Source organism: Thioclava sp. F36-7, from assembly GCF_002020075.1.
Taxonomy (GTDB): Bacteria; Pseudomonadota; Alphaproteobacteria; order Rhodobacterales; family Rhodobacteraceae; genus Thioclava; species Thioclava sediminum.
Window position 1 is genome coordinate 140,747 of sequence record NZ_MPZR01000006.1, and the last position, 25,564, is coordinate 166,310.

Genomic DNA, 25,564 nt, shown 5'->3' on the forward strand with positions numbered 1-25,564 from the left:
AAGGAATTTTGAGGCAGGGTAAGAGATAATGGCGAAGAACAAGGCCGAGGGCGGTATCCTCGACACGATCAAGACGATTGTCTGGGCACTGGTGATCGCGGGGGTGTTCCGCACGCTGTTCTTCCAGCCCTTCTGGATTCCCTCCGGCTCGATGAAGGACACGCTGCTGATCGGCGACTTCCTCTTCGTGAACAAGATGGCCTACGGCTATTCGCGTTACTCCTGCCCGTTCTCGGCCTGCCCCTTCGACGGGCGCCTGCTGGCCAGCGACCCCGAGCGCGGCGATGTGGTGGTGTTCCGTCACCCGACCAAGAACGTCGATTTCATCAAGCGTCTGATCGGCCTGCCGGGCGACAAGATCCAGATGATCAACGGCGTGTTGCAGATCAACGGCAAGGCCGTCGAGATGAAGCCCGAGCCCGATTTCGAGGAAGTCATGCAGCCGCAGGGCCCGCAGGGGCTGTTGCCGCGCTGCTCGAACTCGCCGGTCGGCATGGGCGATACCTGCATCAAGAAGCGCTATGCCGAGACGCTGCCCAATGGCGTCACGCATGACATTCTGCAGATCAACAATGACGGCCCCGTGGACAACACGCCCGTCTACACCGTGCCCGAGGGCATGTATTTCTTCATGGGCGACAACCGCGACAACTCCGAAGACAGCCGCTTCCCGCAATCGGTGGGCGGTCTCGGCTTCGTTCCGAAAGAGAACCTGATCGGCCGGGCCGACCGGGTGATGTTCTCCTCGGCGGGTCGCTCGCTGTTCTACTTCTGGACCTGGCGTCCGGATCGGTTCTTCAAGGCGATCAATTGAAGCTAAGCGCGGAGATCAAGGCATTCGAGCAGCGCCTCGGGCACAAGTTCAAACGGCCCGAGCTGCTCGCGCGCGCGCTGACGCATAGCTCGATCTCCACGCCGACCCGGCCCGACAACCAGCGGCTGGAATTTCTGGGCGACCGCGTTTTGGGCCTCGTGATGGCCGAGGCGCTGTTCCTGGGCGATCGTGCCGCTTCCGAGGGCCAGATGGCGCCGCGCTTCAACGCGCTCGTGCGCAAGGAAGCCTGCGCCGATATCGCCCGCAAGATCGACCTCGGTGCGGTGCTGAAGTTGGGCCGGTCCGAGATGATGACCGGCGGGCGGCGCAAGCTGGCGCTGCTGGGCGACGCGATGGAGGCGGTGATCGCCGCGGTCTATCTCGATGGCGGGTTCGACGCGGCGAAGGTGCTGATCCTGCGGCTTTGGGAAGATCGGCTCGACAGTGTCGAGGAAGACGCCCGCGACCCGAAAACCGCGCTGCAGGAGTGGGCGCAGGCCCGCGGTCTGCCACCGCCGCACTACGAGATCATCCATCGCGACGGTCCCGATCACGCCCCAAATTTCACCATCGAGGTGCGTCTGGAAAACGGCGCGCGCGAAACGGCGAAGGCCGGATCGAAGCGTCAGGGCGAGATGACGGCGGCGAAGTCGCTGCTGAAACGTCTGGAAGATGGCGCCGAGGGCTGAGCCAAGGCCCGGATCAGCCGCGAAGCGGCCCGGGCAGCGCCCGACCGCCCCCTCGGGCGGGCGCTTTCGACACCACCGCGCGCGGAAAGCTCTTACGGATTTTACCCGATTAAGCGCAGGCCACGAAGGTATCACGCCCACCCGGCGGTCAGCCGCCACCCTCCGCCACATGACAAGATGACTGGCAACGCGCGCCGTTATAAGCTACCCCGCGCCCCGTATCGCTTTCGCGTATCGCCAAAAAGGAACACCCATGACCACACGCGCCGGTTTCGTCGCCCTGATCGGAGAGCCCAATGCGGGCAAATCCACGCTGCTCAACGCGATGGTGGGCGCGAAGGTCTCGATCGTCACCCATAAGGTGCAGACCACCCGTGCCCGCATCCGTGGCGTCGCGATGGAAGGCCAGAGCCAGATCGTCTTCGTCGACACGCCCGGCATCTTCCGCCCGCGCCGTCGTCTGGATCGCGCAATGGTCAACGCGGCTTGGGGCGGGGCGGCCGATGCCGACATGATCGTCCTGCTGGTCGAGGCGCATCGCGGTCTGACGCCGGGTGTCGAAAGCATCCTCGAGGCGCTGCGCGGTCGCGAAGGCACGCAGCCGGTGGCGCTTGCGATCAACAAGATCGACAAGGTGAAATCCGAGGAGCTTCTGGGTCTGACCGCGAAGCTCAACGAGGCGTACCAGTTCACCAAGACCTTCATGATCTCCGCCGAGCGCGGCTACGGCGTGCAGGATCTCAAGGAGTGGCTTGCGGGTGAGATGCCCGAGGGGCCGTGGCTTTATCCCGAAGATCAGATCGCCGATCTGCCGATGCGCATGATCGCGTCGGAGATCACCCGCGAGAAGCTGACGCTGCGCCTGCATGAAGAACTGCCCTATCAGCTGACCGTCGAGACCGAGAGCTGGGAAGAGCGCAAGGACGGCTCCGCCCGGATCGATCAGGTGATCTATGTCGCCCGCGATGGTCACAAGGGGATCATCCTCGGCAAGGGTGGCGAGACGATCAAGGCGATCTCGAAAGCCGCCCGCGAAGAGCTGATCGAGTTTCTCGACCGGCCCGTGCATCTGTTCCTGCAGGTGAAGGTGCGCCCGAACTGGCTCGAAGAGGCCGAGCGCTATTCCGAGATGGGTCTCGACTTCAAGGACTCGAAGTGATGAGCGAGGGGCGGCTGACCACGGATTTCTGGGTCCGCGCCTATCTCAAGCGGCTGGAGCTGGCGAATATCCCGGCCTATGTCACCGCGCATGGGCAGGCGTCCTCGGGGGCCGTGCTGGTGAAATGCGCGCGGCTCGACGGGACCGCGCAAAGCTACGAGCGGCGTGCCGACCTGATGACGGGCAAAAGCGCGTGGATGCTGTTGCATGACGGTCCCGAGGCCGAGGTCGACGCCAGCATCCGCAAGCAACGCAGTTTCGACCCCGACCTTTGGGTGATCGAAATCGAGAGCCGCGAAGGGCGCACGATGCTGGACGAGGACGGCCTCAGCGGCTGATCCCGAGCCGGTTGAGCCCGCGGCCCAAGGTCACGATCACCAGCCCGCCGATCCAGAAGGCCACGAGGAACTTCACGCACCACAGGCCCAGCCCGCCCCATCCGAGCCTGTCGAGGTTGAGGAAAAAATACGGGTAGAACCCGGTCTCCAGCCCCCGGATCACCGCATAGACGAGATAGACCAGCGGCCAGGCCAGCCAGATCACGGCGTGATGGCTCGTCAGCCCGCCTTTCGGCGCGAAGGCCAGCCACCAGACCGGCACAAGGATCGGCGCTGCGGTGTGGTAGAGCAGGTTCGAGACGTAATCGAGCCCGTGCAGCGGCGCGTCGCCGGCCAGCAGCAGGTGATAGACTACGCCGACGATCAGGATCCACAGCACCACCGCCGCAAGGAACGGCTTGGCCAGTGCCCGTTTGCGCCACGCCATCCAGCCGAAGGCGAGGCCCACCAGCGTATTCGTCCAGATCGTGAAATAGCGAAACATCAGCCACAGGATGCCCAGCGGCACGGCGGCGTGGGGGTGTTCGGCCATGTTGTTGAGGAAGCTCGCGCCGAAGGCCGCCAACTCGACGAGGGCGATCAGGGCGGCGAAAAGGATCGAGGCGCGTTTCATGGGTGTGAAGCTAGTGCGGCGCGCGACGTCTGCGCAATTCACGAAGCCGCTTGCGCCGCAACGTCACGGAAAGGATAGTCCCTCGCATGGACTGGCAAGACCTCGGCACGATCCTCTCGGCACGACCGCATGGCGAAAGCTCGATGATCGTCGAGCTGTTCACCTCGGCGCATGGGCGACATGCGGGCGTGGTGCGCGGCGGGGCGTCGCGCAAGATGACGGGGATCTTGCAGCCGGGAAACCGGGTCACGGCGACGTGGCGCGCCCGGCTGGAAGATCACCTCGGCAGCTACACGATCGAGCCTTTGCAGAGCCGCGCGGTGATCCTGTCGGACCGGCAGGCGCTGGCCGGGCTGAATGCGGTGACGGCGCTTCTGCGGTTCACGCTACCCGAACGTGAGTCGCATGACGCGTTGTTCATGGCCTCCGAGGCGCTGTTCGACGCGATGGCCGAGGGCGGCGACTGGGTGCCGACCTATCTGCGCTGGGAGTTGGGGCTGCTGGAAGAGATGGGCTACGGGCTCGACCTGTCGCGCTGCGCGGTGACCGGATCGCGCGACGATCTGGCCTATGTCAGCCCGCGCTCGGGGCGTGCGGTGAGCCGTCAGGGCGCCGGGGAATGGGCGCCCAGACTTCTGCCGCTACCGCTGTGCCTGTTGGGGCAGGGGCCCGCGAGCCTGGGCGAGATCGTACAGGGGCTGCGGCTGACCGGGTTTTTTCTTGGCGAACGGATGGCGCCCGATCTGGGGGATCGGCCCTTGCCCGAGGCGCGGCAGCGGTTCGTGGATTTGCTGGGGCGCAGTGCGCGCTGACGGAGGGACGCGCCCGAGCCTCGGGTGGGCGCTTTGTTCGGCTCGTGGCTGGGCGCTTTATCTCGCAAGCCCGTAGGTCGGTCGTGCCTTTACTGTCTTCGCCAATGCGCCCTCCCGGGGGTAGGGTCGGGCGCGGCCCGGGGCTAGTCGCCCCGTGCTATAGTTGGAAACCCGCCGTGGTGCTCAAGGCCGCTCGCGATCGTCCAGCAACAGCGTCAGCAGCGCCAGATCCAGCCAGCGCCCGAACTTCTTGCCCACCTGCGGCATCAAGCCCACCTGCGTGAAGCCCAGCCGCTCATGCAGCCGGATCGAGCCCTCATTCGCAGCGTCGATCGCGCCGACCATGACGTGAAATCCGCCCTCTTTGGCACGCGCGATCAGCGCTTCCATCAGCTTCGCGCCCTTGCCGCCCGCGCGGTGGTCGCGGTGGACATAGACGGAATGCTCGACGCTCAGGTGATAGCCGTCATGGGGGCGGAAGGGGCCGAAGCTCGCATAGCCCACGGCACGCCCGTCTTCCTCCCAGACCAGCACCGGATAGCCCGCCGCCTGCCGATCCGCGATATAGGCGCGGCGGTTCTCGGGGCCGACCTCGATCTCGTTCCAGATCGCGGTCGTGTTGCGCACCGCGTCATTGTAAATCTCGGTGATCGCCTCAGCGTCTTGCGGTCTTGCGTCGCGGATCATCTGCGCCCCTCCAGTCTGTCGCGCCAGATTTGGCCGCGAAACCGGGCGAGCGCAACGCTATTTCTGCACGATGAAATGTCCGGTGCGGCGCACGGCCTCGGCGGCGGACACGAACTCTACCCCAAGATCGCGGGTCGCGGCCTCGTGGCTGAGGTGCATCTTCATCCCCAGCATCGGCTTGATCAGCGCGATCTGCTCGTCGAACAGCGCGAGGATCGAGACGATCCAGTTCGGCGCCTTCCGCGTCGGGATTTTGCGCTCGGGGAACTCGGCCTTCAGCACGCGCGCCATCTCGAGGAAGGACATGAAGCTTTCCGCACAGATGTAGCGGCGACCGATGCTCTCGGTCCGGTCGAGCGCCGCGACATGGCAGGCGGAGACATCGGCCACATCGACCACCGGAATATCGAACTCCGGCGCCATCGGGTCCTTGCCCGCCATCAGCCGCTCGATCACCGCGACGGACGAGCCGGTATGGCGATCCATCGGCGTGCCGCAGACGAGGCCGGGATTGATCACGGTCAGACGCATCTCGTGATGATCCTCGATGAATTCCCACGCCGCTTCCTCGGCGAAAATCTTCGAGCGCGTATAGGGGCTACAGGTCGGCGCGCGCGGGTTCGACCAGTCGCGCTCGGTCATTGGGTCAGAGGTCACGCCATGCATCACCGCCTCCATCGACGACGTCTGGATCACGCGGGTCACGCCCGCCGCTTGTGCCGCTGTCAGGACCCGCTTGGTGCCCTCGACCGCAGGCTGGATCACCTCGGCCTCGTTCTTGGGCTTGCTGAGCGGGAAGGGGGAGGCGGTGTGGATCACGGCATCGACCCCCACCATTGCCGCGTCCCAGCCCTTATCCGCCATCAGATCGGCCTCGACGAAGCTCAGCCGTTCCAGCGCTTCGGGGCCGAGGTCACTCAAGGCGGCTTTCACCTCCTCGCCGCGGCTGGCCTTGCGCAGCGTGCCGCGCACGATCTCGCCCTGCGCCAGAAGGTCATAGGCAATGCGTTTGGCGATGAAGCCGGTGATGCCTGTGACCAGAATTGTGCGAGCCATGCGCCCTCCATTGTGCTGAACCTCGTCGTTCAGCTTGCGGGGGCGTTGGGCGGGTGTCAAATCAGAACGGGGCGATGCGAGGTTCGCCCGCATCGCCCCGTTGAATAGAGTTTCGCTGGCTCAGCCGAGGAGACGCCTCGCGATCACCTGCGCCTGAATTTCGGCGGCACCCTCGAAGATGTTCAGGATACGCGCGTCGCAGAGGATGCGGCTGATCTGGTATTCCAGCGCGAAACCGTTGCCGCCATGGATCTGCAGCGCGTTGTCGGCAGCGGCCCACGCCACCCGCGCACCCAGCAGTTTCGCCATACCGGCTTCCAGATCGCAGCGATGGCCGTGATCCTTTTCCCAGGCCGAGAAATAGGTCAGCTGGCGGGCGATCATCGTCTCCACCGCCATCATCGCGAGCTTCGACGACACGCGCGGGAATTCGATCAGCGACTTGCCGAATTGCTTGCGGTCGATCGCGTATTGCATCCCGATCTCCAGCGCCGATTGCGCCACGCCCACGGCGCGGGCGGCGGTCTGGATGCGGGCGGATTCGAACGTCTCCATGAGTTGCTTGAAGCCCTTGCCCTCTTCGCCGCCCAGAAGGTTCTCGCCCTTCACGCGGAAATTGTCGAAGCCGAGCTCGTATTCCTTCATGCCGCGATAGCCGAGCACTTCGATCTCGCCGCCGGTCATGCCCTCGGTGGGGAAGGGGTTGTCATCGGTGCCCGGCGTCTTCTCGGCCAGGAACATCGACAGACCCTTGTAATTGTCGGTCGCGGGATCGGTGCGCGCCAGCAGCGTCATCACATGGGTGCGCTGTGCATGGGTGATCCAGGTCTTGTTGCCGGTGATCAGCCAGTCGTCGCCATCCTTGACCGCGCGGGTGCGAAGCGAGCCCAGATCCGAGCCGGTATTCGGCTCGGTGAACACGGCGGTCGACAGGATTTCACCCGACGACAGGCCCGGAAGCCATTTCTGCTTCTGCTCTTCGGTGCCGCCGCAGATGATCAGCTCGGCCGCGATCTCGGACCGGGTGCCGAGCGAGCCCACGCCGATGTAGCCGCGCGAGAGCTCCTCGGTCACGACGACCATCGAGGCTTTCGACAGGCCGAGCCCGCCATATTCTTCCGGAATGGTCAGGCCGAAGACGCCCAGTTCGGCGAGCTCCTCGATGATCTCCATCGGGATCAGCTCGTCCTTGAGGTGCCATTCATGCGCGTTCGGCTTCACGCGGTCTTCGGCATAGCGGTAGAACTGCTCGCGGATCATCTCGAGGTCCTCGTCGAGACCCGACTGCCCGAAGATCGAGCGGCCCTGAACGTCGCGCATCAGCTCGACCAGACGCATCCGGGCGGCGTTGGAATTGCCCTCGGCGATCAGTTTCGCGGCGGCCTCGGACGGGGTCCAGCTGACGCCCATATCGGCCAGGCGCACCATCTCGCCCTGGTTCATCTGGATGCCGCCCGCGATCTGCGCGAGATATTCGCCGAAGCCGATCTGCACGATCAGCTTCTCCATCTCGCCCAGTTTGCCGTCCGCGGCCAGACGTGCGGCCCAGCCGTGCAGCTGCTTGAGCGACTGCTGATAGGTGGTCAGCCAGGCAAGACCATGGGCGCGGTATTGGTTCGCCTCGAGCGCGGCGCCGGAAATGCGGCCGTCTTTCTCGGTCGCAGCGCGCAGGCTCGCGGTCGCGTCGGAGACCAGCGTCTCCAGTTCGGGCAGGCTCGCCTCCGCAAGGCCCATCAGGTCGTCCAGAATGATCGTCGTCGGCATATCGGCCCCGTCATGTGCCATGAGTCGGCTCCTTATTCTGCAGTTGCAGCCTGTCTAGTTACTTCGCAACCGCAGCGCAATAAAAATTCGCAAACGACGGCAATGGCGACGTAAAATGTCGCAGCCGTTGGCGGGGGTATGGGGTATCCGCCTGATTTCACGTCGCTTCACGGCTGCATCCCGCCGCGTAACCCGGTAGAAGCGACGCGGGACACAGAAGGGAATGCGCATGTTCGGGATGGAAGTTTGGCAAATATTCGCGGCGCTTGGCGTCACGCTTTTCGCAGGTTTCGTGAAAGGCGCGGTCGGTTTCGCGATGCCTATGATCATGCTCTCGAGCTTCGCGTCCTTCCTGCCGCCGCATCAGGCGCTGGCGCTTTTGATCCTGCCGACGCTGGTGACCAACGTGATGCAGGCCTTCCGTCAGGGGGTCGGCGCGGCGGTGGGCTCGATCAAGAATTACCGGCTGTTCATCGCAATGATCATCGTCTTCATCCCGATCAGCGCGACCCTCGTCGACGTGATCCCGCAGCCGCTGATGTACGCGCTTTTGGGCGGGCCGATCGTCGCCTTCTCGATCTGGCAGATCTCGGGACGTCAGATCCCGATGCCCACGCGCCACCGAGCGCTGACCGAGACGGGGCTGGGCATCGTCGCGGGGCTCTATGGCGGGATTTCCGGGATCTGGGGGCCGCCGCTGATCATCTACCTGATCTCGATCGACGCACCGAAACAGGAGGCCGTGCGCATCCTCGGCGTCGTCTTCCTGACCGGGGCGATCATCCTGACCGGCTCGCATCTGGTCTCGGGCGTGCTGAACGCGCAGACGATTCCGCTGTCGCTTTTGATGATCCTGCCCGCGCTGGCGGGGATGAAGCTGGGCTTCAAGGCGCAGGACCGGCTCGATCCCGTGCGCTTCCGGTGGTGGACACTGATCCTGCTGGGCGTGGCCGGGCTGAACCTGCTGCGCCGTGCGCTGATGGGTTAAGCGACGAAGGGGCGCAGCCCCTGACGGCGGGCGGAGGCCAGCGTCTTCGCCTCATAGCCCGAGACGATCTTGCGCACCGGCTTGCGATGGAGCGGCACCCCGCCTTCGCGCACTAGCCCCGCAAAGGCCGTCGTCGCCGCCAGAAGCGGTTGCCGGGCGAGCCGCCCAATATGCAGGCTCTCCAGCTTGCAGCCATCCGCCATCAGCAGGTGATGGCCGCCCAGCAGCAGCCCGTGCCATTCCAGAATGCCCGGGCAATCGGGTTGCAGCGCGGCGCAGCCGTCGGCCAGCGAGCGCGCCTCGATCAGCACCTCGTCCTCGCCGAAGATGAAATCCACCGACGGCCCGCTGAGCGCCACACGGTGCTGCGGCATGACCCACAGATCCTGCCGCGCCGAGAAGACCGGCGCACAGAGCTTCACCGGACGCAGGTGCCCGATCGCAGGGAGGCTGACCCGGCCCGACCAGAGCACCGGCTGCGGTCCGGCATCGATGGTCTCGACCAGATCGCCTTCGCGAAGCCGCGCGGCAGGCACCGCGCCCTCCGGCGTCTGGATCGGGGTCGCGGGGGCGAAACAGCCCGCCGGTCCCATCGGTTGCAGATGATCGCCAAGCGCCAGCCAGTCGACGCGCGGCCCGATCCGCGCGGGCCCCGCCGGATCGAGCAGGGCGGCGGCCTCGTCACGGGTCAGCGGCAGCGGGGCCACGCCCGCCTGCTGCCGGATCGTGCGCTGATCGAGCGCCTCCAGCGTCAGCAGGCTCTCGCGTCCCGGCCCGTCCCAGCGCCAAATGAGCCGCATCCGCCCACCGGTCAGCCGCTCCTGCGTAGCGTCGATCGAGATCGCATGGACCGCCGAGCCGCGCCGCTGCGCCAGCACGATGCGCCCGTCGACATCGAGATTGAGCGAGAGGAAATTCCGCCAGCCTTCGCGCTGATGCAGATGGATCAATGGCAGGGGCGATTGCTCGCCGCGCATCAGGGTGAATTCCAGCATCAGGCTGCCCCGTGCGAGCAGCTCCGGCAATCTGCGCTCGTCGAACCTGACCGCGCCGCGATGCGCGATCTGCGCACCGATCCAGCCCTGTTGCGCCCTCATCCGCGACGCTCCGAATGCTGCCGTGATCCCATGCCTGTCTCCGCGCCCGGGGAAGCCGACACGGAAAACGCGCGCCGCCTGAATGGGCCGCGCGTGGGTCTTTTGCGTCTGACTACGGGCTTTGCCCTGCTCGATATGCCCGATTTCGGGCTTTTGCTTTTGACATATCATGACACCGCGACCTGCCTTTGGGTAGCCCCTGTCTCCGCGTCACTTGCGCCCGGTGTCGAGCCTGCAACAGCCATTGCCCCGAGGGCCGCGGCGCTCTAAGCCTGTAGCGCTGAAAAGGAGTGCCCATGACGACCGATCCCATCCGCCTGAGCGCCGATCTGATCCGCTGCCCCTCGGTGACCCCGGAGGAGGGCGGCGCGCTGGTTTTGCTGGAAGGCTTGCTGAGCGGGGCGGGCTTCACCTGCACGCGCGTCGATCGCAACGGCACGCCGAACTTCTACGCGCGCTGGGGCGCGAAGGGGGCGGCGAAAAGCTTCGGCTTCAACGGGCACACGGATGTCGTGCCGGTGGGCGATGCGAGCGCCTGGACGCATGACCCGTTCGGCGCCGAGATCGTCGACGGCGTGATGTGGGGGCGCGGCGCGACCGACATGAAGACCGCCGTGGCGGCCTTTGCCGCGGCAGCGGTGGATTTCGTGACCGAGACGCCGCCCGACGGGGCGGTGATCCTCGCCATCACCGGCGACGAGGAAGGGCCGGGCCGCGACGGCACGCGGGCGCTTCTGGATTGGATGAAGGCCGAGGGCGAGGCGATGTCGGTCTGCCTCGTGGGCGAGCCGACCTGCCCCAATGAGATGGGCGAGATGATGAAGATCGGGCGGCGTGGCTCGCTCAGCTTCTATATCGAGGCCGAGGGCGTGCAGGGCCATGCCGCCTATCCGCATCGCGCGAAGAACCCGCTGCATGCGCTGGTCGATCTGCTGGGCCGGATGACGGCAGAGCCGCTCGATCACGGCACGGATCATTTCCAGCCCTCGAGCCTGCAGATCACCACCATCGATTGCGGCAACCCGGCCAATAACGTGATCCCGGCCAAGGCCCGCGCGACCGTGAATATCCGCTTCAACGACGCCCATACCGGCGAGGGGCTGATCGCCTGGGCCGAGGCGATGGCCTCCGAGATCTCCGCCGAGACCGGCATCCGCATCGCGCTCAACCCCGATATCTCCGGCGAAAGCTTCGTCACCCCGCCCGGTCCCTTCGTCGATCTCGTCGCGAAATCGGTCCAGGCGGAAACGGGCCGCGCGCCGGAGCTGTCCACCTCGGGCGGCACCTCGGATGCGCGCTTCGTGAAGGATCACTGCCCGGTCGTGGAATTCGGCCTCGTCGGCGCGACGATGCATCAGGTGGACGAGCGCGTGCCGCTCGATCAGATCGAAGCGCTCACGCGCGTCTATGCCCGCATATTGAGAGACTATTTCGCATGATCAGGATCGAGCCGGTCACCGATTACACGCCCTGCCACGCGCTGCGCCGCGCCGTGTTTATCGAAGAACAGGGCATCCCGGAGCCCGAGGAATGGGACGATCTCGACGATCAGGCGGTCCATCTTCTGGCCAGCGAGGATGGCACGCCGCTCGGCACCGCGCGGCTGATCCGCAAGGGTGAGACCGGCAAGATCGGTCGCATCTGCGTGGCGAAATCCGCGCGTGGCACCGGGCTTGGCGCGGCGCTGGTGCGCGACGCCTGCGAGCGGTTCGCTGAGATGGGCTGCACCCGCGCCTATCTCTCGGCCCAGAGCTACGCGATCCCGTTCTACGAGAAGCTCGGCTTCGTGCCCTACGGCGAAGATTACGACGACGCGGGCATCCCGCATCGCGATATGGAAAAGCCGCTCTGAGCTTCCTCTTGATCCAAGTATCCCGGGGGGGCGCGTCAGCGCTGGGGCAGAGCCCCCTCCGCCCAAGCCATGCGCGCCTACGCGCGCGAGGGCAGCGACCCCTCGACACCCAGAATTAGCGCAACACTCTTTGAGTGACGCCCCTCACGCCCCATGTTAGGCAAACCCATGAGCAAACCCGCCCCCATCCCCTCGCGCCAGCAAATCCTCGACTGGCTGAACGACAATCCCGACCAAGGGGCCAAGCGCGATATCGCGCGGGCCTTCGGTGTGAAGGGGCAGGCGAAGATCGAGCTGAAGCGCATTCTCAAGGATATGGCCGACGAAGGCCTGATCGAGAAGCGCCGCCGCAACTTCCGCGACCCCAACGTGCTGCCGCCGGTTTCCGTGCTGCGTGTGATGCGCGAGGATAGTCAGGGCGACCAATGGGCCGAGCCTGCCGAATGGAATGGCGAGGGGCCTGCGCCTTTGGTCCTCTTCGTTCCGAAGGACGGTGATCCCACGCTGGCCGAGGGCGACCGTATCCTCGGCCGCCTGACCCCGGTCGAGGATGAGGATTACGGCTACGAGGCGCGGCTGATCCGCAAGATCGGGCAGGCCTCGCATCGCATCGTCGGCATCTTCCGCAAGAATGCCGAAGGCGGGCGGATCATGCCGATCGACAAGGGCGTCGGCAACGAATGGCAAGTGCCGGCGGCGGTCACGCAGGGCGCCAAGGATGGCGAACTGGTCGAGGCCGAACAGACCGGGCCGCGCGGGCGCATGGGCCTGCCCAAGGCACGCGTGATCGAGGTGCTGGGCGATCCGTCCGCGCCGAAAGCCGTGTCGCTGATCGCGATCCATCAGCATGGCATCCCCGACGATTTCCCCGATGCGGTCGTGGCCGAGGCCGATGCCGCCAAGCCCGCGCCTCTGGGCGAGCGCGAAGACCTGCGCAAGCTGTCTTTCGTCACGATCGACCCGGCGGATGCGCGCGACCGCGACGATGCGGTGCTGGTGATCCGCGATGACGATCCGAAGAACGAGGGCGGCTTCCTGATCTGGGTCGCGATCGCCGATGTGGCGCATTACGTCACGCCGGGCTCCGAGCTGGACCGCGAGGCGCGCAAGCGCGGCAACTCCACCTATTTCCCCGACCGCGTCGTGCCGATGCTGCCCGATAGCCTCTCGGGCGATCTGTGCTCGCTGCACGAGAACGTGGACCGTGCGGTATTGGCGGTGCGGATGAAGATCGACGCGCAGGGGCGCAAGGTCTCGCATCGCTTCACGCGCGGGATGATCCGCTCGGTCGGCTCGCTCGAATACGGGCAGGTGCAATCGGCGCGCGACGGCAATCCGGACGAGAAGACCGAGGATATGGTCGAGGAGATCATCGACCCGATCTACGAGGCCTACGAGGCGCTCAAACACGCTCGCGCGATCCGTCAGCCGCTGGAGCTGGACCTGCCCGAACGGCAGATCGTGATCGGCGACGATGGCCATGTCGCCTCGATCCGCTTCAAGGACCGGCTCGACGCCCATAAGCTGATCGAGGAGTTCATGGTGCTGGCCAATGTGGCCGCCGCCGAGGAACTGGAAAAGCTGCGCCGTCCGCTGCTGTATCGTGTCCACGAAGAACCCAGCCTCGACAAGATCGAGAGCTTGCGCGAAGTGGCGCAGGCGTCGGGTTTCACCCTGGCGAAGGGGCAGGTGCTGCAGACCGCGCACCTGAACAATCTGCTCAGCCAGTCCGAGGGCTCCGAGTTCGACGAGTTGATCAACATCTCGACGCTGCGCTCGATGACGCAGGCCTATTACGCGCCGACGAATTACGGCCATTTCGGTCTCGCGCTGCGCTCCTACGCGCATTTCACCTCGCCGATCCGGCGCTATTCCGACCTGATCGTGCACCGCGCGCTGATCCTCGGCCATGGCTGGGGCAAGGACGGGCTGAGCGCGTGGGATATCGAGAACCTCGAGGACACGGCGAAGCAGATTTCCGATACCGAGCGCCGCTCGATGGTGGCCGAGCGCGACACGACCGACCGCTATCTGGCCGCCTACCTGTCAGACCGCGTGGGCAGCGAGTTTACGGGCCGCATCTCGGGCGTGCAGAAATTCGGCGCCTTCGTGAAGCTCGACGAGACCGGCGCGGACGGGCTGATCCCGATCCGCGAGATCGGGCGCGAGTTCTTCCATTTCGACCGCGAGGCGCAGGAGCTCGTGGGCTCGGATACCGGCATGGTCATCACCATCGGGCAGCGTGTGCGGGTGCGGCTGTCCGAGGCCGTGCCGATCACCGGCGGGCTGATGCTGGAGCTGCTGGAAGTCGAAGGGCAGGGGATGCCCTCGGGTGACGGCAAGCGCCGCAAGGGCCGCCGCCCCGGCACGCGTCCGCCGCGCAAAGGCCCGGGTAAGGGGCCGCGCAAACCGGCCCGCGATGCCGCCAAGAAGAAGGCGGTCGCGCGCAAGGTGAAACGCACGCGCAAGAGCTGAGGCTTACAGCATCCACTCGATCGGCAGGCGCTGCGCGACCCACAGGAAGATGCGATGCGAGAAGGGCACGCCCGGCTCGCGCTTGCGCACGCCATGCCCGGGGCGCGACCAGCGCAATTGCTGCGCACGGGTGAGGCGCAGCCGCCATGCGCGGGCGGGGATGAATTCCTGGAAGGTCTCGGAGATTTCCGTCGCGATCTCGGGCGCGTCGATCACGATGCCCAGCTCTGTATTGAGCCGCATCGAGCGTGGATCGAAGTTGAACGAGCCGATGAAGACGCGCGCGCGATCCACCGCGAAGACCTTGGCGTGCAGCTTGTTGCGCGAAAACGGAGAGGTGCCGCGAATGTCGGAGCCCAGCAGCCGCTCGCGCCGGTTGCGGTCGCTCGGGCGGCGGTCTTCGGCATCGGCTGCGTATTCGTAAAGCTCGATCCCGGCGCGTAACAGCCCCTTGCGGCGATGCGCATAGCCGGAATGGACCAGCGCCACATCGGTCGCGGCATAGGAATTCGTCAGCACCTTGATCGTCGCGCCGGATTTGGCGATCCGCTTGAGATAGCGCACCCCCGTCCGCGTCGGCACGAGGTAGGGCGTCACCAGCACCAGTTCCTCCAGCGGTTGCCCCAAGGCACGCACCAGATATTGCCAGAGCAGTTTGCGCCCCTGCAAAAGCCCGTGGATTTTCGACGGGTGGTCGTAGATCAACTGCGCCTCGGCGAAGATCACCCGCGCCTTACCCGACAGCAGCCGCGACAGCCGGTCGGGATGCTGAAGGTCGTCGGCATAGCGTTTCGCCTCGGGCTCCGAGAGGCGGAGCTCTTCGGTCTGGATGATGGTCTCGGCCTCTTTCGCCTCGCAGCCGCCCAGCATCTTTTCCGCCGGGATCGCGGGGGGCGCGTTCCAGTAGAGGTCGAACTGCTTTCCGATCTGCGCCAGAACCGGCCCCGCGACCGCGACGTCGAGATCCATGTAGAGGCCGCTTTCGGAAAGGCTGTTGAAATAGTCGTCGCCGATATTGCGCCCGCCGAGGATCGCCATCCGGCCATCCGCGATCATCGCCTTGTTGTGCATCCGGCGGTTCAGGCGGCGGAAGTCGGACAGGTAGCCGAGGAAGCGCGCGGTGCGGATCGGGAAGGGGTTGAAGAGGCGGACGTCGACATTGGGCAACTGGTCGAGCGCGGCCAGCGTGCGGTCCATCCCCGCCGTGCCGTTATCGTCGATCAGCAGCCGGATATGGACCCCGCGCTTGGCCGCCTTGCGCAGCGCGCCGAGCATGATCGCGCCCGCCGTGTCGTTCTGCCAGATGTAATATTGCAGATCGAGCGAGACCTCCGCCGCGTCGATCAGTTCCAGCCGCGCCGCCAGCGCGTCGAGCGGATCGGCGAGCAGCTGGACCGCGCTCTTTGTCTCAATTCCCGCGAGCCGGTCCCGCAGCGCGGTCGCGAAGCGCCCGGTTTCGGGGGCGACCTGCATATGGGACTCGGGGAACGGGCCTTTCGGACGCCGATGCGACAGCCTTGCGACGATCAGCGTCAGACCGGCCAGCGCGATGAGGCCGGCGATCAGGGCGAAGCCCAGAATATGAAGCAGTTCCAGTTTCATGGCTGGCATCATGTAGGCGGTTCAAGGGTTTAGGAAAGTGGGCTTCGCATATGAAAAAGGCCGACGTGATCGCCGGCCTTCTTAAAAATCTCGTGTTCCGGGTTCAGCGGATCAGCCGATCGCCGCGGCTTTCACGTCGTCGTCGATATAGGGCACGTATTGCGCGAAGTTGTCCGAGAACATCTCCACCAGCTTCTGCGCCTGCGCATCATAGGCCGCCGCGTCGTCCCAGGTGCGGCGCGGGTCCAGAAGCACGTCCGAGACGTTCGGGACCGAGACCGGAACCTCGAAGCCGAAATTGGGGTCCTTGCGGAACTGCACGTCATGCAGCGAGCCGTCGAGCGCGGCTTTCAGCAGCGCACGGGTCGCCCGGATCGGCATCCGCGAGCCGGTGCCGAAGGCGCCGCCGGTCCAACCGGTGTTGACCAGCCAGCACGACGCGCCGGTGTTGCGGATCTTTTCCTGCAGCAGCTTGCCATAGACCTCGGGGCGACGCGGCATGAAGGGCGCGCCGAAGCAGGTCGAGAAGGTCGGGAGCGGTTCGACCACGCCGACCTCGGTGCCCGGGGTCTTCGAGGTGAAGCCCGACAGGAAGTGATACATCGCCTGCGCCGGGGTGAGCCGCGCGATGGGCGGCAGGACACCGAAGGCATCGCAGGTCAGCATGATCACGTTCTTGGGCTGGCCCGCCATTGCGGTATCCGAGGCGTTCGGAATGTAATGCAGCGGATAGGCGCAGCGCATGTTGTCGGTGATCGAGTTGTCGTTGAAGTCCAGCTCCAGCGTCTCCTCGTCGAACACCATGTTCTCGACCACGGTGCCGAACATCGAGCAGGTGTTGTAGATCTCCGGCTCGGCTTCTTTCGACAGGTTGATCGTCTTGGCGTAGCAGCCGCCTTCGAAGTTGAAGATGCCGTTATGCGACCAGCCATGCTCGTCATCGCCCACGAGGATGCGCGAGGGATCGGCCGAGAGCGTCGTCTTGCCGGTGCCAGAGAGGCCGAAGAAGACCGCCGCGTCATCGGGGTCGTCGATCGCGTGGTTGGCCGAGCAGTGCATCGCCATGATGCCTTCGCCGGGCAGGATGTAGTTGAGAAGGGTGAAGACGCCCTTCTTGTTCTCACCCGCATAGGCGGTGTTGCCGATCAGGATCGTCTTCTTCTCGAAGTTCAGCGCGATCACGGTTTCCGAGCGGCAGCCGTGCTTCTCGGGATCGGCCTTGAAGCTCGGGCAGTTGATGATCGTCCATTCCGGGTTGAACGCGTCGAGCTCCTCGCGCTCGGGGCGGCGCAGCATGGTGCGCAGGAACAGCCCGTGCCAGGCCATTTCCGCCACGAGGCGCACGTCGAGCCGATGCTCGGGGTCGGCACCGCCGAAGAGGTCCTCGACGAAGTAATCCTTGCCCTTCATGTGCTCCAGCATGTCGGCATAGAGGCGGTCGAAGGCTTCGGGATCCATCGGGGAGTTGTTCTCCCACCAGATGCTGTCTTCGACCGAGGCGGTGCGCACGACGAACTTGTCTTTGGGCGACCGGCCCGTGTGTTTCCCGGTGGTGCAGTAGAACGCGCCACCCTTGCCGAGCGTGCCTTCGTCGCGCTTGATCGCTTCTTGGATCAGCGCCGGTTCCAGCAGGTTATAATAGACATTCCCGAGACCTTCGATGCCTTGATCTTCCAGCCGTTTCGCGGGGTTAACGCGTCCAATGTCCATCTGATGCTCCCGATGCCGTCGCGCGGCGTTCACAGGGTTATTCCCGGCGCCTCGGGGCCTCGAAGCGCCGATCCGAGCAACAATGTTACCCGGATGGATCGCCTATAGCATGACAATTTTGCGAAGGAACAGAATGGATAGGGGGAGTTAGCGCAACCATTTCTAGGTTTAGCGCAATCACGGCGAAATGTCGCGGAAAGGTGAGGCAAATTAGTCAAAGGTTCGGAAATTCTGGCTCTGATGATTCGCGAAACCTTGGTGATTCGCAGCTTTTTGTTGATTTGAAGGCAACGAACGCGGAATATGCGTGTAATAACTATAAAGTAGCAGTGAAGGGATATTCCGACATGTCGAGAATCGCGCTGGTCGACGACGACCGCAATATTCTGACCTCTGTCTCGATGACGCTCGAGGCGGAAGGTTACGATGTCGAAACGTATAACGATGGACAGGCTGCATTCGACGCGTTCACCAAGCGTCTCCCGGACATGGCGGTTCTGGATATAAAGATGCCGCGAATGGACGGCATGGAGCTGCTGCAGCGGCTTCGCCAGAAGACGGCGATGCCGGTGATCTTCCTGACCTCCAAAGACGACGAAATCGACGAGGTTCTGGGTCTGCGCATGGGCGCGGACGACTACGTCAAGAAGCCGTTCTCGCAGCGTCTTCTGGTCGAACGCATCCGCGCGCTGCTGCGCCGGCAGGAAGCGATCTCGACCGGCGAGGTCGCCTCGACCGAAGACACCAAGGTCATGGTGCGCGGCTCGCTCGAAATGGACCCGCTGCGCCACGCGGTGACCTGGAAGAGCAAGGACGTCACGCTGACCGTGACCGAATTCCTGCTGCTTCAGGCGCTCGCGCAGCGGCCCGGTTTCGTGAAATCCCGCGATCAGCTGATGGACGTGGCTTACGACGATCAGGTCTATGTCGACGACCGCACGATCGACAGCCACATCAAGCGCCTGCGCAAGAAGATGCGCAGCGTCGATGATGATTTCACGGCGATCGAGACACTCTACGGCATCGGATACCGGTATAACGAAGAGTGATGCTACGTAGATGAGTATTGCCGGGAAGATCGGATTGGCTCGAAAGCGCTCCTCAAACTTCGCCCGTCGCGCGCCGGAAACGGAAGTCGTGCTCGGCGAGGATTGGATCGGCCCGGCCGATATCGTCGACGACGATCTGCGCAAGGGTCGGGCGCGGCGGTCGATGTTCTCGCTCAACCGCTCGCCGCTGGCGCGCAAGATCATCACCTTCAACCTGTTGGCGATGATCGTGCTGGTGACCGGCGTGCTCTACCTCAACCCGTTTCGTGACAGCCTCGTGCTGCAGCGCGAAGGCGGGCTGGTGAACGAGGCGCAGCTGGCCGCCGACGTGTTCGAGGCGCAGCTTCCGGCTGGCGCTCCGGTCAATCTGGCGGCGGGAGACGGGCTCGACCCGCTCGCGACGATCCGCGGGATGGAGCTGCCCGAAGGTGCCGATCTCTACCTGTTCGATCCCAGTGCGGCGCTGCTCGGCACGACGACCACGGGCGACCGCGCGCCGGTCGAAGAGGTCGACGGGCTGAATTTCGACAAGCGCTCAACCGTGCTCAGCGATTTTCTCGGTCAGATCTGGGACTCGGTCGCGGGTCTGTTCGAGCGCGGTGGCGGCACCGCCGCCGATAGCGCGCTCGACATGGTGCGCGATCTGGTGCCCTCGGCGCTGGATGGCCGCACCAAGATCGCCTCGCAGAAGAACGCCGCCGGAGAGACCATCTTCGCCGTCGCCACCCCGATCCGGCAGGGCGATCGCGTCGTGGGCGTCGTGGGGCTGATCTCCGTTGCGGGGCAGATTGACGCGCTGGTCCGCGTCGAGCGCGAGCAGGTGCTGCAGATGTTCGTGATCGCGATCATCGTCTCGATCGGGCTGTCGCTGGTGCTGGCCTCGACCATCGCCAACCCGCTTTCCGATCTTGCCGCCGCTGCCGAAATCGGGCGCGACAAGAACGCGCGCAAGATGGCGCCCGCCCGGGTGCGCATCCCCGACCTGACCGCGCGACCCGACGAGATCGGGCGGCTATCGGGCGCGATGCGCGGTATGGTCGGCGCGCTTTACGAACGTATCGACGCGAACGAACAGTTCGCCGCCGACGTCGCCCATGAGATCAAGAACCCGCTGGCCAGCCTGCGCTCTGCCGTGGCCTCGCTGCATATGGTCAAGAAAGACGAACAGCGCACCCGTCTTCTCGAGGTCATTGATCACGACGTGCGCAGATTGGATCGTCTGGTGAGTGACATTTCCAATGCATCGCGGCTCGATTCCGAGCTGGTGAAAGAAGAGGAAGAGCGGTTCGACCTGATCAAGATGGTGTCGAATCTCAGCGAATTCCTCGGGCAGCAGGCGCGCGAGAAGGGCGTCGATTTCATTACCGACCTGCCGTCGCAATCTGTGGTCATCTCGGGGCTGGAAGCGCGTCTGGCGCAGGTCTTCGTGAACCTCATCACCAATGCGACCTCGTTCTGCGAAGAGGGCGACGCGGTGCGGGTCTGGGCACGCCAGCGCGACAATCGTGTGCTGGTCGTGGTCGAGGATACCGGGCCGGGCATTCCCGAAGAGGCGCTGACCAAGGTCTTCAAGCGGTTCTATTCGGAGCGTCCCGAGGGGCAGTTTGGCGATCACTCGGGTCTTGGCCTCGCGATCTCCAAGCAGATCGTCGAAGCCCATGGCGGCGTGATCTGGGCCGAGAATATCCGCCCCACCGATGCCGACCGGACCTCCGATCCTCTGGGCGCGCGTTTCGTCGTGGGCCTGCCGGTCAGCTGAATGACCGGGTCGGACGACCTCTCGACCAATCTCCATGCCAGTGCCGTCGCGCTCGACCCCGAGCGCGGCGTTCTCATTCGTGGCGCCTCGGGCAGCGGCAAATCGCTTCTCGCGTTGCGGTTGATGGCGCTAGGGGCGTCACTTGTCGCCGATGACCGGGTCGACCTGCGCACCGAAGGCGGGGCGCTGATCGCAAGCGCACCGGAGCCGATCGCGGGCCGGATCGAGGCGCGCGGTGTGGGTATCCTACGCGCCGATCACCTGTCGCAAGCCCGCATCACTTTGCTGGTCGATCTCGATCGGGAAGAGGTCGAACGCTTGCCAACCTGTCGAAAAGACAGGGTGTTGGGGGTCAATCTGCCCCTTGTGCTGCGCGTGCAGCATGGTCATCTTGATGTGGCAATCTTGCAATGGCTGAAAGGGGGCCGATGGGCGTGACCCGATCCGATCCGGTATGGGCACAGGCTGGCCAGCGCGTCGTGCTGGTGACCGGCCCGTCAGGTGCGGGCCGCACGACTGCCATCGGCGCTTTGGAGGATCTGGGCTACGAGCCGATCGTCAACCTGCCGCTGAGTCTCGTGCCGCGCCTTCTCAAAGGCCATCTGACCGGCCCGGTCGCGCTTGGCGTCGATGTCCGCGGTCGCGATTTCTCGGCCGCGGCGCTGATCGAACTGGTCGATATGTTGACCAAGCGCCCGGATCTGCATCTCGACCTGCTCTATCTGGATGCACGTCCCGAAGTGCTCGAACGGCGCTATTCCGAGACCCGCCGCCGTCATCCGCTATCGCCCGAGGAAGACCCCGGCGCAGGCATCGCGCAGGAGATGGACCTGCTCTCGCCGATCCGCATGCGCGCCGATGTCCTGATCGACAGCTCCGAGATGAGCCCGCATGATCTGCGCGCCGAGGTCGGGCGCTTCTTCGACACGGGCCGCACCGAGGCGCTCTCGGTCACGGTGAATTCCTTCAGCTACAAGCGCGGAGTGCAGCGCGGGCTCGATCTGATGTTCGATTGCCGCTTCCTCGCCAATCCCCATTGGGAGCCGGAGCTGCGCGCGCTTGACGGGCGTGACGCGGCGGTCGCGGATTACGTCGCCGCCGATCCGCGCTTTGCGGAGTTCCACCAGCGCGTGCTCGATCTGCTGTTGTTCCTGCTTCCCGCCTATGTCGCGGAGGGCAAGGCTTACCTCTCGGTCGGCTTCGGGTGTACCGGGGGGCAACACCGCTCGGTTGCAATGTCCGAGAGCATCGCCAAAGCGCTTGCGGAAGCAGGGTGGCGCGTGTCTAAACGTCATAGGGAATTGGAGCGTCTCGGCCATGCCGAGAACGAAGAAACGAAGGTGAGGTCGGGCGCGTGATCGGTATCGTGATCGTGGCACATGGTGGTCTGGCGCGCGAATATCTCGCCGCTATAGAGCATGTCGTGGGCCCGCAGCGCGGCATTCGTGCCATCACGATCGAGGACGATCACGACCGCGCGGGCAAACAGGCGGAGATTCGCGCCGCCGCCGATGCGGTCGATGACGGCACAGGTGTCGTGGTTGTGACCGACATGTTCGGCGGCTCTCCGTCCAACCTGTCGCTGATGGCCTGCGAGGCGCGAGACCGCGAAATCATCTACGGTGCGAACCTGCCGCTGCTGATAAAGTTGGCGAAATCGCGCAGCCTTGCGGTCCATGCAGCGGTCGAGGCCGCGCTCGACGCGGGACGAAAATACATCAATAGTTACAATGCCCAAGCGGGAGTGGTGAAATGTCCGTGACCCGCGAGTTGGAGATCGTGAACGAGAAGGGCCTGCATGCGCGCGCCTCTGCCCGTTTCGTCGAGGTTGTCGAGGATCATGACGCCCGCGCCACGGTGGCGAAGGATGGCCAGTCGGTCTCGGGCGACTCGATCATGGGGCTTTTGATGTTGGCAGCTTCGCGTGGAACCACTATTGAAGTGACGACAAGCGGGGCCGAGGCAGAGAAGCTCGCCGATGCGCTTCAGGCATTGGTGGCCGACAAATTCGGCGAAGGTATGTGACGCTCCGCACCCAGCGAGGGGGTTCGCCCAATGAACCAAGAGAGCGAGATCGCAATCGAAGCCGCGCAAGCCGTATCGAAGCCGTATGATAAGCGTCGCCTGTCCTATGCGGGGACGTTTTCCAACCCGTTCAAGGTCGGTACGATCCGCACTTTGGAATGGCTGACCGCGAAAGCGCAGCTTCTGCATCTGATCCGCAAGTTCGAGAAGCGCGGCGCGCCGGTCGGGGCCGAGTTCTGGCCGCAGGCGCTCGATGTGATGGGGATCGATGTCACGACGCCCCCCGAGCAGATCGCCCATATCCCGAAAGAGGGTCCGCTGGTGGTCGTCGCGAACCACCCGCATGGGCTGGTGGACGGGATGGTGCTGGCCTACCTGATCGGGCAGGTGCGCGATGATTTCCTGATCCTGACCCGGTCGTTGCTGACCGGCATTCCCGAAGTCGAGCAATACATGCTGCCGGTGCCCTTCCCACACGAGCCCAATGCCCGCGAGGACAGCCTCAAGATGCGCGCCGCCTGCATGGCGCAGCTCAAGCGCGGTGGCGTGGTGGTACTGTTCCCGGCCGGGCAGGTGGCGCATTCCGAGACGCTGATGGGACCGGTGATCGAGCAGGAATGGAACCCCTTCACCGCGAAAATGCTCGCCCGGTCGAACGCCTCGGTGCTGCCGATCCATTTCCCGGGGCAGAATTCGCGCGCCTATCAGATCGCCAACAAGCTGAGCGCGACGGTGCGGCAGGGGCTGCTGCTCTATGAGATCAAACGTGCGCTGAACAAGCCCCAGAACCCCGCGATCGGCCCGGCGAAGAGCGCAGACGAGATCGCCGAGGCGCTGCAGAACCCGCGCAAGTTCCTCGCGGACCTGCGGGCGGAAACGCTGGCGCTGTAAGGCGACTGGTGGAGGGGGCTCTGCCCCCGCGGCTCCGCCGCCCCCCGGGATATTTTGAAAGAGCGAAGTCGCTTACGCGATCTTAACGGAACGCGGGGCAGTCTGCTTTCGCGGTACAGGCGGGGACGCCGATGGCCGTAAGAGCGAAGGCACCCGGTTCTCCGCAATCGCGGCTCGGGCCGGGTGTCGACCCCAGTCTTCGCTCTTGGAAAATATCCCGGGGTGAGCGCAAAGCGCGAGGGGCAGAGCCCCTCACTTGCACCGTGCCTCAGCGCGTCGGCACCGGCTCGTCACCGCGATAATCGTAGAAGCCGCGCCCGGTCTTGCGCCCGAGCCAACCGGCTTCGACATATTTCGTCAGAAGCGGGCAGGGCCGGTATTTGGTATCGGCCAGCCCGTCATGCAGCACGTTCATGATCGCGAGACAGGTGTCGAGCCCGATGAAATCGGCCAGCTCCAGCGGCCCCATCGGATGGTTCGCGCCGAGCTTCATCGACTCGTCGATCGAGCGCACATTCCCCACGCCTTCATAGAGCGTATAGACCGCCTCATTGATCATCGGCATCAGGATGCGGTTCACGATGAAGGCCGGGAAGTCTTCGGCCGAAGCCGCGGTCTTGCCGAGCTTTTCCACCACTTCGTGCAGCGCCTTGTAGGTCTCCTGATCGGTCGCGATGCCGCGGATCAACTCGACCAGTTGCATCACCGGCACCGGGTTCATGAAGTGGAAGCCCATGAATTTCTCGGGCCGGTCAGTGCGCGAGGCGAGCCGCGTGATCGAGATCGACGAGGTGTTCGAGGTCAGGATCGTCGTCGGCTTGAGATGCGGAAGCAGGTCTTCGAAGATCGCCTGCTTGACCGTCTCGCGCTCGGTCGCGGCCTCGATCACCAGATCGGTCGGACCCAGATCGCTCAGTTTCGTGGTCGTAGTGATCTTCTTCAGCGCGGTGTTCTTCTCGTCTTCCGAGATCTTGCCGCGCGACACCTGTCGATCGAGGTTCTTGGTAACCGTGGTGAGCGCTTTCGTCAGCGCGTCTTCGCTGATGTCGTTCAGCAGAACGTCATATCCGGCCAGCGCGAAGACATGGGCGATACCGTTGCCCATCTGCCCTGCACCCACGATGCCCACTTTCTCGATCGCCATAATTTTCCCTCTCACGCTTTGCGCCCTGACCATAGTTCTCCGCTCGGTCCATGCAAGCGAAACGCAGGGCTGAGATCATTTTAACATTAGCCGTTTGGCAAGATTTTGGGCGCAATCTGGCCTCGGGTGAGTCGAACTCAGACTGAGGTGGGAAAATGGCTTTCGAATATACGGGCGATGGCGCCCTCGATTACTTTCCGTGCCGATACGGGAAATCCAAACTTCTGTTCCGCGGGCCGCGCCGTGCGCTGCAGGGGGATTTCATTGCCGCGATGGGCGGGACGGAGACCTATGGAAAATTCGTGGAGCATCCCTGGCCCGCGCTGCTCGAGGCGCGGCTGGAGATGCCGGTGGTGAATTTCGGCTATCTGAATGCCGGGATCGACGTGTTCCTGCACGAGCCGCAACTGGCTGCGGCGTCAGAGGCCGCGAAGGTCACGGTGATCCAGTTGCTCGGCGCGCAGAACATGTCGAACCGCTTCTATGCGGTGCATCCGCGCCGCAATGACCGCTTCCTGCGCGCGTCGAGCCTGATGCGCTCGATCTTCCGCGGCGTGGATTTCACCGAGTTCAACTTCACGCGTCACATGCTGAGCGCATTGAAAGAACGCGAGCCCGAGAAATTCGCACTGCTCGAAGTCGAGTTGCAGGAGGCATGGCAGCAGCGGATGACCGCGCTTCTGGCCAAGATCAAGGGGCGCAAGCTGCTGCTTTGGTTGGGCGAATTCCACGATCCGGCGCATAGCGACACGCTCGGACACGAGCCTCTGATGGTGACGGAGGCGATGGTGGAGACGTTGCGACCGCTCGTGGCCGATATCGTGCGGGTCGAGCCTTCGGTGACGGCGCGCAGTGCAGGCACGACGGGGATGCATTTCTCCGCGCTGGAAGAGCCTGCGGCGGAAATGGTGCCGGGGCCGCTGGTGCATGAGGAAATTGCAGCGGCCCTCGCGCCTGCGCTGCGGCCATTTCTCTAACAGGAAAGGGCGGGGAAATTCCCCGCCCTTTCGACTTGGTTCAACTCTCGCGGGGGGCAGCGC

The 25,564-nt window shown here is 64.6% G+C and carries 25 protein-coding genes; 17 read left to right on the plus strand and 8 right to left on the minus strand.

Annotated features, from left to right (window positions below; genetic code table 11):
* Nucleotides 1-25 precede the first annotated feature (25 nt).
* The 4 genes from lepB to BMI89_RS12660 all read left to right on the plus strand — a co-directional run bounded on the left by lepB (nt 26) and on the right by BMI89_RS12660 (nt 3,000).
* The gene (gene lepB, locus BMI89_RS12645; protein WP_078549435.1) at nt 26-814 is read left to right on the plus strand and encodes a signal peptidase I; all 789 of its coding nucleotides are present in this window, start codon (nt 26-28) and stop codon (nt 812-814) included.
* On the plus strand, nt 811-1,503 hold the full coding sequence (gene rnc / locus BMI89_RS12650; protein WP_078571195.1) for a ribonuclease III: 693 nt from the start codon (nt 811-813) through the stop codon (nt 1,501-1,503). Before lepB ends, rnc begins: the two co-directional genes overlap by 4 nt.
* A gap of 253 nt (nt 1,504-1,756) precedes the next feature.
* Nucleotides 1,757-2,662 carry a GTPase Era gene (gene era, locus BMI89_RS12655; protein ID WP_078571196.1) on the plus strand — a complete coding sequence of 302 codons (906 nt, stop codon included), beginning with the start codon at nt 1,757-1,759 and terminating at the stop codon, nt 2,660-2,662.
* Nucleotides 2,662-3,000: a DUF1491 family protein gene (locus BMI89_RS12660; RefSeq protein WP_078571197.1), complete on the plus strand. Its 339-nt coding sequence runs from the start codon at nt 2,662-2,664 to the stop codon at nt 2,998-3,000. Before era ends, BMI89_RS12660 begins: the two co-directional genes overlap by 1 nt.
* On the opposite strand, the gene BMI89_RS12665 is transcribed toward BMI89_RS12660, so the two are convergent.
* Nucleotides 2,990-3,613: a Pr6Pr family membrane protein gene (locus tag BMI89_RS12665; RefSeq protein WP_078571198.1), complete on the minus strand. Its 624-nt coding sequence runs from the start codon at nt 3,611-3,613 to the stop codon at nt 2,990-2,992. The two genes, BMI89_RS12660 and BMI89_RS12665, sit on opposite strands and share 11 nt — an antisense overlap.
* 86 nt (nt 3,614-3,699) lie before the next feature.
* Here BMI89_RS12665 and recO point away from each other — a divergent pair, with 86 nt between their 5' ends.
* Nucleotides 3,700-4,425 (plus strand): DNA repair protein RecO, encoded by a 726-nt coding sequence (recO, locus tag BMI89_RS12670; RefSeq protein ID WP_078542549.1) that lies wholly within the window; start codon nt 3,700-3,702, stop codon nt 4,423-4,425.
* Between the two features lie 183 nt (nt 4,426-4,608).
* On the opposite strand, the gene BMI89_RS12675 is transcribed toward recO, so the two are convergent.
* The 3 genes from BMI89_RS12675 to BMI89_RS12685 form a co-directional block, all read right to left on the minus strand.
* The gene (locus tag BMI89_RS12675; RefSeq protein ID WP_078521463.1) at nt 4,609-5,112 is read right to left on the minus strand and encodes a GNAT family N-acetyltransferase; all 504 of its coding nucleotides are present in this window, start codon (nt 5,110-5,112) and stop codon (nt 4,609-4,611) included.
* A 57-nt stretch (nt 5,113-5,169) separates the two neighbouring features.
* A complete protein-coding gene (locus BMI89_RS12680; protein ID WP_165756983.1) occupies nt 5,170-6,168 on the minus strand; it encodes an NAD-dependent epimerase/dehydratase family protein in 999 nt (332 codons plus the stop codon).
* A gap of 120 nt (nt 6,169-6,288) precedes the next feature.
* On the minus strand, nt 6,289-7,953 hold the full coding sequence (locus BMI89_RS12685) for an acyl-CoA dehydrogenase family protein (protein ID WP_078571200.1): 1,665 nt from the start codon (nt 7,951-7,953) through the stop codon (nt 6,289-6,291).
* 208 nt (nt 7,954-8,161) lie between these two features.
* Here BMI89_RS12685 and BMI89_RS12690 point away from each other — a divergent pair, with 208 nt between their 5' ends.
* Nucleotides 8,162-8,920 (plus strand): sulfite exporter TauE/SafE family protein, encoded by a 759-nt coding sequence (locus BMI89_RS12690; protein ID WP_078571201.1) that lies wholly within the window; start codon nt 8,162-8,164, stop codon nt 8,918-8,920.
* Here the strand turns inward: BMI89_RS12690 and BMI89_RS12695 are convergent.
* On the minus strand, nt 8,917-10,017 hold the full coding sequence (locus BMI89_RS12695; RefSeq protein ID WP_078571202.1) for a Hint domain-containing protein: 1,101 nt from the start codon (nt 10,015-10,017) through the stop codon (nt 8,917-8,919). The two genes, BMI89_RS12690 and BMI89_RS12695, sit on opposite strands and share 4 nt — an antisense overlap.
* Nucleotides 10,018-10,313: 296 nt before the next feature.
* On the opposite strand from BMI89_RS12695, the gene dapE reads away from it, so the two are divergent.
* From dapE to rnr, 3 genes are all read left to right on the plus strand, one after another.
* Nucleotides 10,314-11,456, plus strand: coding sequence for a succinyl-diaminopimelate desuccinylase (dapE, locus tag BMI89_RS12700; RefSeq protein WP_078571203.1), 1,143 nt, complete (start codon nt 10,314-10,316; stop codon nt 11,454-11,456).
* Nucleotides 11,453-11,869 carry a GNAT family N-acetyltransferase gene (locus BMI89_RS12705; protein ID WP_078571204.1) on the plus strand — a complete coding sequence of 139 codons (417 nt, stop codon included), beginning with the start codon at nt 11,453-11,455 and terminating at the stop codon, nt 11,867-11,869. The genes dapE and BMI89_RS12705 overlap by 4 nt, the downstream gene beginning before the upstream one ends.
* 168 nt (nt 11,870-12,037) lie before the next feature.
* Entirely contained in the window at nt 12,038-14,344 is a 2,307-nt protein-coding gene (rnr, locus tag BMI89_RS12710) for a ribonuclease R (RefSeq protein WP_078571205.1), read from the plus strand.
* 3 nt (nt 14,345-14,347) lie between these two features.
* Here the strand turns inward: rnr and BMI89_RS12715 are convergent, their stop codons facing one another.
* A complete protein-coding gene (locus tag BMI89_RS12715; RefSeq protein WP_168176809.1) occupies nt 14,348-15,946 on the minus strand; it encodes a phospholipase D family protein in 1,599 nt (532 codons plus the stop codon).
* Nucleotides 15,947-16,057: 111 nt separating this feature from the next.
* Nucleotides 16,058-17,656: a phosphoenolpyruvate carboxykinase gene (locus BMI89_RS12720; RefSeq protein WP_078571207.1), complete on the minus strand. Its 1,599-nt coding sequence runs from the start codon at nt 17,654-17,656 to the stop codon at nt 16,058-16,060.
* Between the two features lie 347 nt (nt 17,657-18,003).
* Between BMI89_RS12720 and BMI89_RS12725 the strand changes: the two genes are divergently transcribed.
* From BMI89_RS12725 to BMI89_RS12755, 7 genes are read left to right on the plus strand one after another with little or no spacing between them, the layout of a single operon-like run.
* Nucleotides 18,004-18,705 (plus strand): response regulator transcription factor, encoded by a 702-nt coding sequence (locus BMI89_RS12725; protein WP_078521444.1) that lies wholly within the window; start codon nt 18,004-18,006, stop codon nt 18,703-18,705.
* Nucleotides 18,706-18,715: 10 nt separating this feature from the next.
* Complete coding sequence (locus BMI89_RS12730; RefSeq protein WP_078571208.1) at nt 18,716-20,464, plus strand: sensor histidine kinase; 1,749 nt, start codon at nt 18,716-18,718, stop codon at nt 20,462-20,464.
* On the plus strand, nt 20,465-20,902 hold the full coding sequence (locus BMI89_RS12735; RefSeq protein WP_078571209.1) for a serine kinase: 438 nt from the start codon (nt 20,465-20,467) through the stop codon (nt 20,900-20,902).
* Nucleotides 20,893-21,822: an RNase adapter RapZ gene (rapZ, locus tag BMI89_RS12740; RefSeq protein ID WP_078571210.1), complete on the plus strand. Its 930-nt coding sequence runs from the start codon at nt 20,893-20,895 to the stop codon at nt 21,820-21,822. Before BMI89_RS12735 ends, rapZ begins: the two co-directional genes overlap by 10 nt.
* Nucleotides 21,819-22,226: a PTS fructose transporter subunit IIA gene (locus BMI89_RS12745; RefSeq protein WP_075776867.1), complete on the plus strand. Its 408-nt coding sequence runs from the start codon at nt 21,819-21,821 to the stop codon at nt 22,224-22,226. The genes rapZ and BMI89_RS12745 overlap by 4 nt, the downstream gene beginning before the upstream one ends.
* The gene (locus tag BMI89_RS12750) at nt 22,217-22,489 is read left to right on the plus strand and encodes an HPr family phosphocarrier protein (RefSeq protein WP_075776868.1); all 273 of its coding nucleotides are present in this window, start codon (nt 22,217-22,219) and stop codon (nt 22,487-22,489) included. The genes BMI89_RS12745 and BMI89_RS12750 overlap by 10 nt, the downstream gene beginning before the upstream one ends.
* A gap of 30 nt (nt 22,490-22,519) precedes the next feature.
* A complete protein-coding gene (locus tag BMI89_RS12755; protein WP_078571211.1) occupies nt 22,520-23,380 on the plus strand; it encodes a lysophospholipid acyltransferase family protein in 861 nt (286 codons plus the stop codon).
* Nucleotides 23,381-23,648: 268 nt separating this feature from the next.
* Here the strand turns inward: BMI89_RS12755 and BMI89_RS12760 are convergent, their stop codons facing one another.
* Complete coding sequence (locus tag BMI89_RS12760; protein WP_078571212.1) at nt 23,649-24,524, minus strand: 3-hydroxybutyryl-CoA dehydrogenase; 876 nt, start codon at nt 24,522-24,524, stop codon at nt 23,649-23,651.
* A 155-nt stretch (nt 24,525-24,679) separates the two neighbouring features.
* Between BMI89_RS12760 and BMI89_RS12765 the strand changes: the two genes are divergently transcribed.
* On the plus strand, nt 24,680-25,501 hold the full coding sequence (locus tag BMI89_RS12765) for a DUF6473 family protein (RefSeq protein ID WP_078571213.1): 822 nt from the start codon (nt 24,680-24,682) through the stop codon (nt 25,499-25,501).
* Nucleotides 25,502-25,564 lie beyond the last annotated feature (63 nt).

Bases quoted from the DNA above. Each gene is read 5' to 3' on its own strand.
- BMI89_RS12695 (WP_078571202.1), bottom strand. From the start codon at position 10,017: ATGAGGGCGCAACAGGGCTGGATCGGTGCGCAGATCGCGCATCGCGGC.
- BMI89_RS12675 (WP_078521463.1), bottom strand. From the start codon at position 5,112: ATGATCCGCGACGCAAGACCGCAAGACGCTGAGGCGATCACCGAGATT.
- BMI89_RS12765 (WP_078571213.1), top strand. From the start codon at position 24,680: ATGGCTTTCGAATATACGGGCGATGGCGCCCTCGATTACTTTCCGTGC.
- BMI89_RS12660 (WP_078571197.1), top strand. From the start codon at position 2,662: ATGAGCGAGGGGCGGCTGACCACGGATTTCTGGGTCCGCGCCTATCTC.
- BMI89_RS12760 (WP_078571212.1), bottom strand. From the start codon at position 24,524: ATGGCGATCGAGAAAGTGGGCATCGTGGGTGCAGGGCAGATGGGCAAC.
- BMI89_RS12730 (WP_078571208.1), top strand. From the start codon at position 18,716: ATGAGTATTGCCGGGAAGATCGGATTGGCTCGAAAGCGCTCCTCAAAC.
- BMI89_RS12665 (WP_078571198.1), bottom strand. From the start codon at position 3,613: ATGAAACGCGCCTCGATCCTTTTCGCCGCCCTGATCGCCCTCGTCGAG.
- BMI89_RS12705 (WP_078571204.1), top strand. From the start codon at position 11,453: ATGATCAGGATCGAGCCGGTCACCGATTACACGCCCTGCCACGCGCTG.
- BMI89_RS12755 (WP_078571211.1), top strand. From the start codon at position 22,520: ATGAACCAAGAGAGCGAGATCGCAATCGAAGCCGCGCAAGCCGTATCG.
- BMI89_RS12680 (WP_165756983.1), bottom strand. From the start codon at position 6,168: ATGGCTCGCACAATTCTGGTCACAGGCATCACCGGCTTCATCGCCAAA.
- BMI89_RS12750 (WP_075776868.1), top strand. From the start codon at position 22,217: ATGTCCGTGACCCGCGAGTTGGAGATCGTGAACGAGAAGGGCCTGCAT.
- rnr (WP_078571205.1), top strand. From the start codon at position 12,038: ATGAGCAAACCCGCCCCCATCCCCTCGCGCCAGCAAATCCTCGACTGG.
- BMI89_RS12685 (WP_078571200.1), bottom strand. From the start codon at position 7,953: ATGGCACATGACGGGGCCGATATGCCGACGACGATCATTCTGGACGAC.
- rapZ (WP_078571210.1), top strand. From the start codon at position 20,893: ATGGGCGTGACCCGATCCGATCCGGTATGGGCACAGGCTGGCCAGCGC.
- BMI89_RS12715 (WP_168176809.1), bottom strand. From the start codon at position 15,946: ATGAAACTGGAACTGCTTCATATTCTGGGCTTCGCCCTGATCGCCGGC.
- BMI89_RS12720 (WP_078571207.1), bottom strand. From the start codon at position 17,656: ATGGACATTGGACGCGTTAACCCCGCGAAACGGCTGGAAGATCAAGGC.
- dapE (WP_078571203.1), top strand. From the start codon at position 10,314: ATGACGACCGATCCCATCCGCCTGAGCGCCGATCTGATCCGCTGCCCC.
- BMI89_RS12735 (WP_078571209.1), top strand. From the start codon at position 20,465: ATGACCGGGTCGGACGACCTCTCGACCAATCTCCATGCCAGTGCCGTC.
- era (WP_078571196.1), top strand. From the start codon at position 1,757: ATGACCACACGCGCCGGTTTCGTCGCCCTGATCGGAGAGCCCAATGCG.
- BMI89_RS12690 (WP_078571201.1), top strand. From the start codon at position 8,162: ATGTTCGGGATGGAAGTTTGGCAAATATTCGCGGCGCTTGGCGTCACG.
- recO (WP_078542549.1), top strand. From the start codon at position 3,700: ATGGACTGGCAAGACCTCGGCACGATCCTCTCGGCACGACCGCATGGC.
- BMI89_RS12725 (WP_078521444.1), top strand. From the start codon at position 18,004: ATGTCGAGAATCGCGCTGGTCGACGACGACCGCAATATTCTGACCTCT.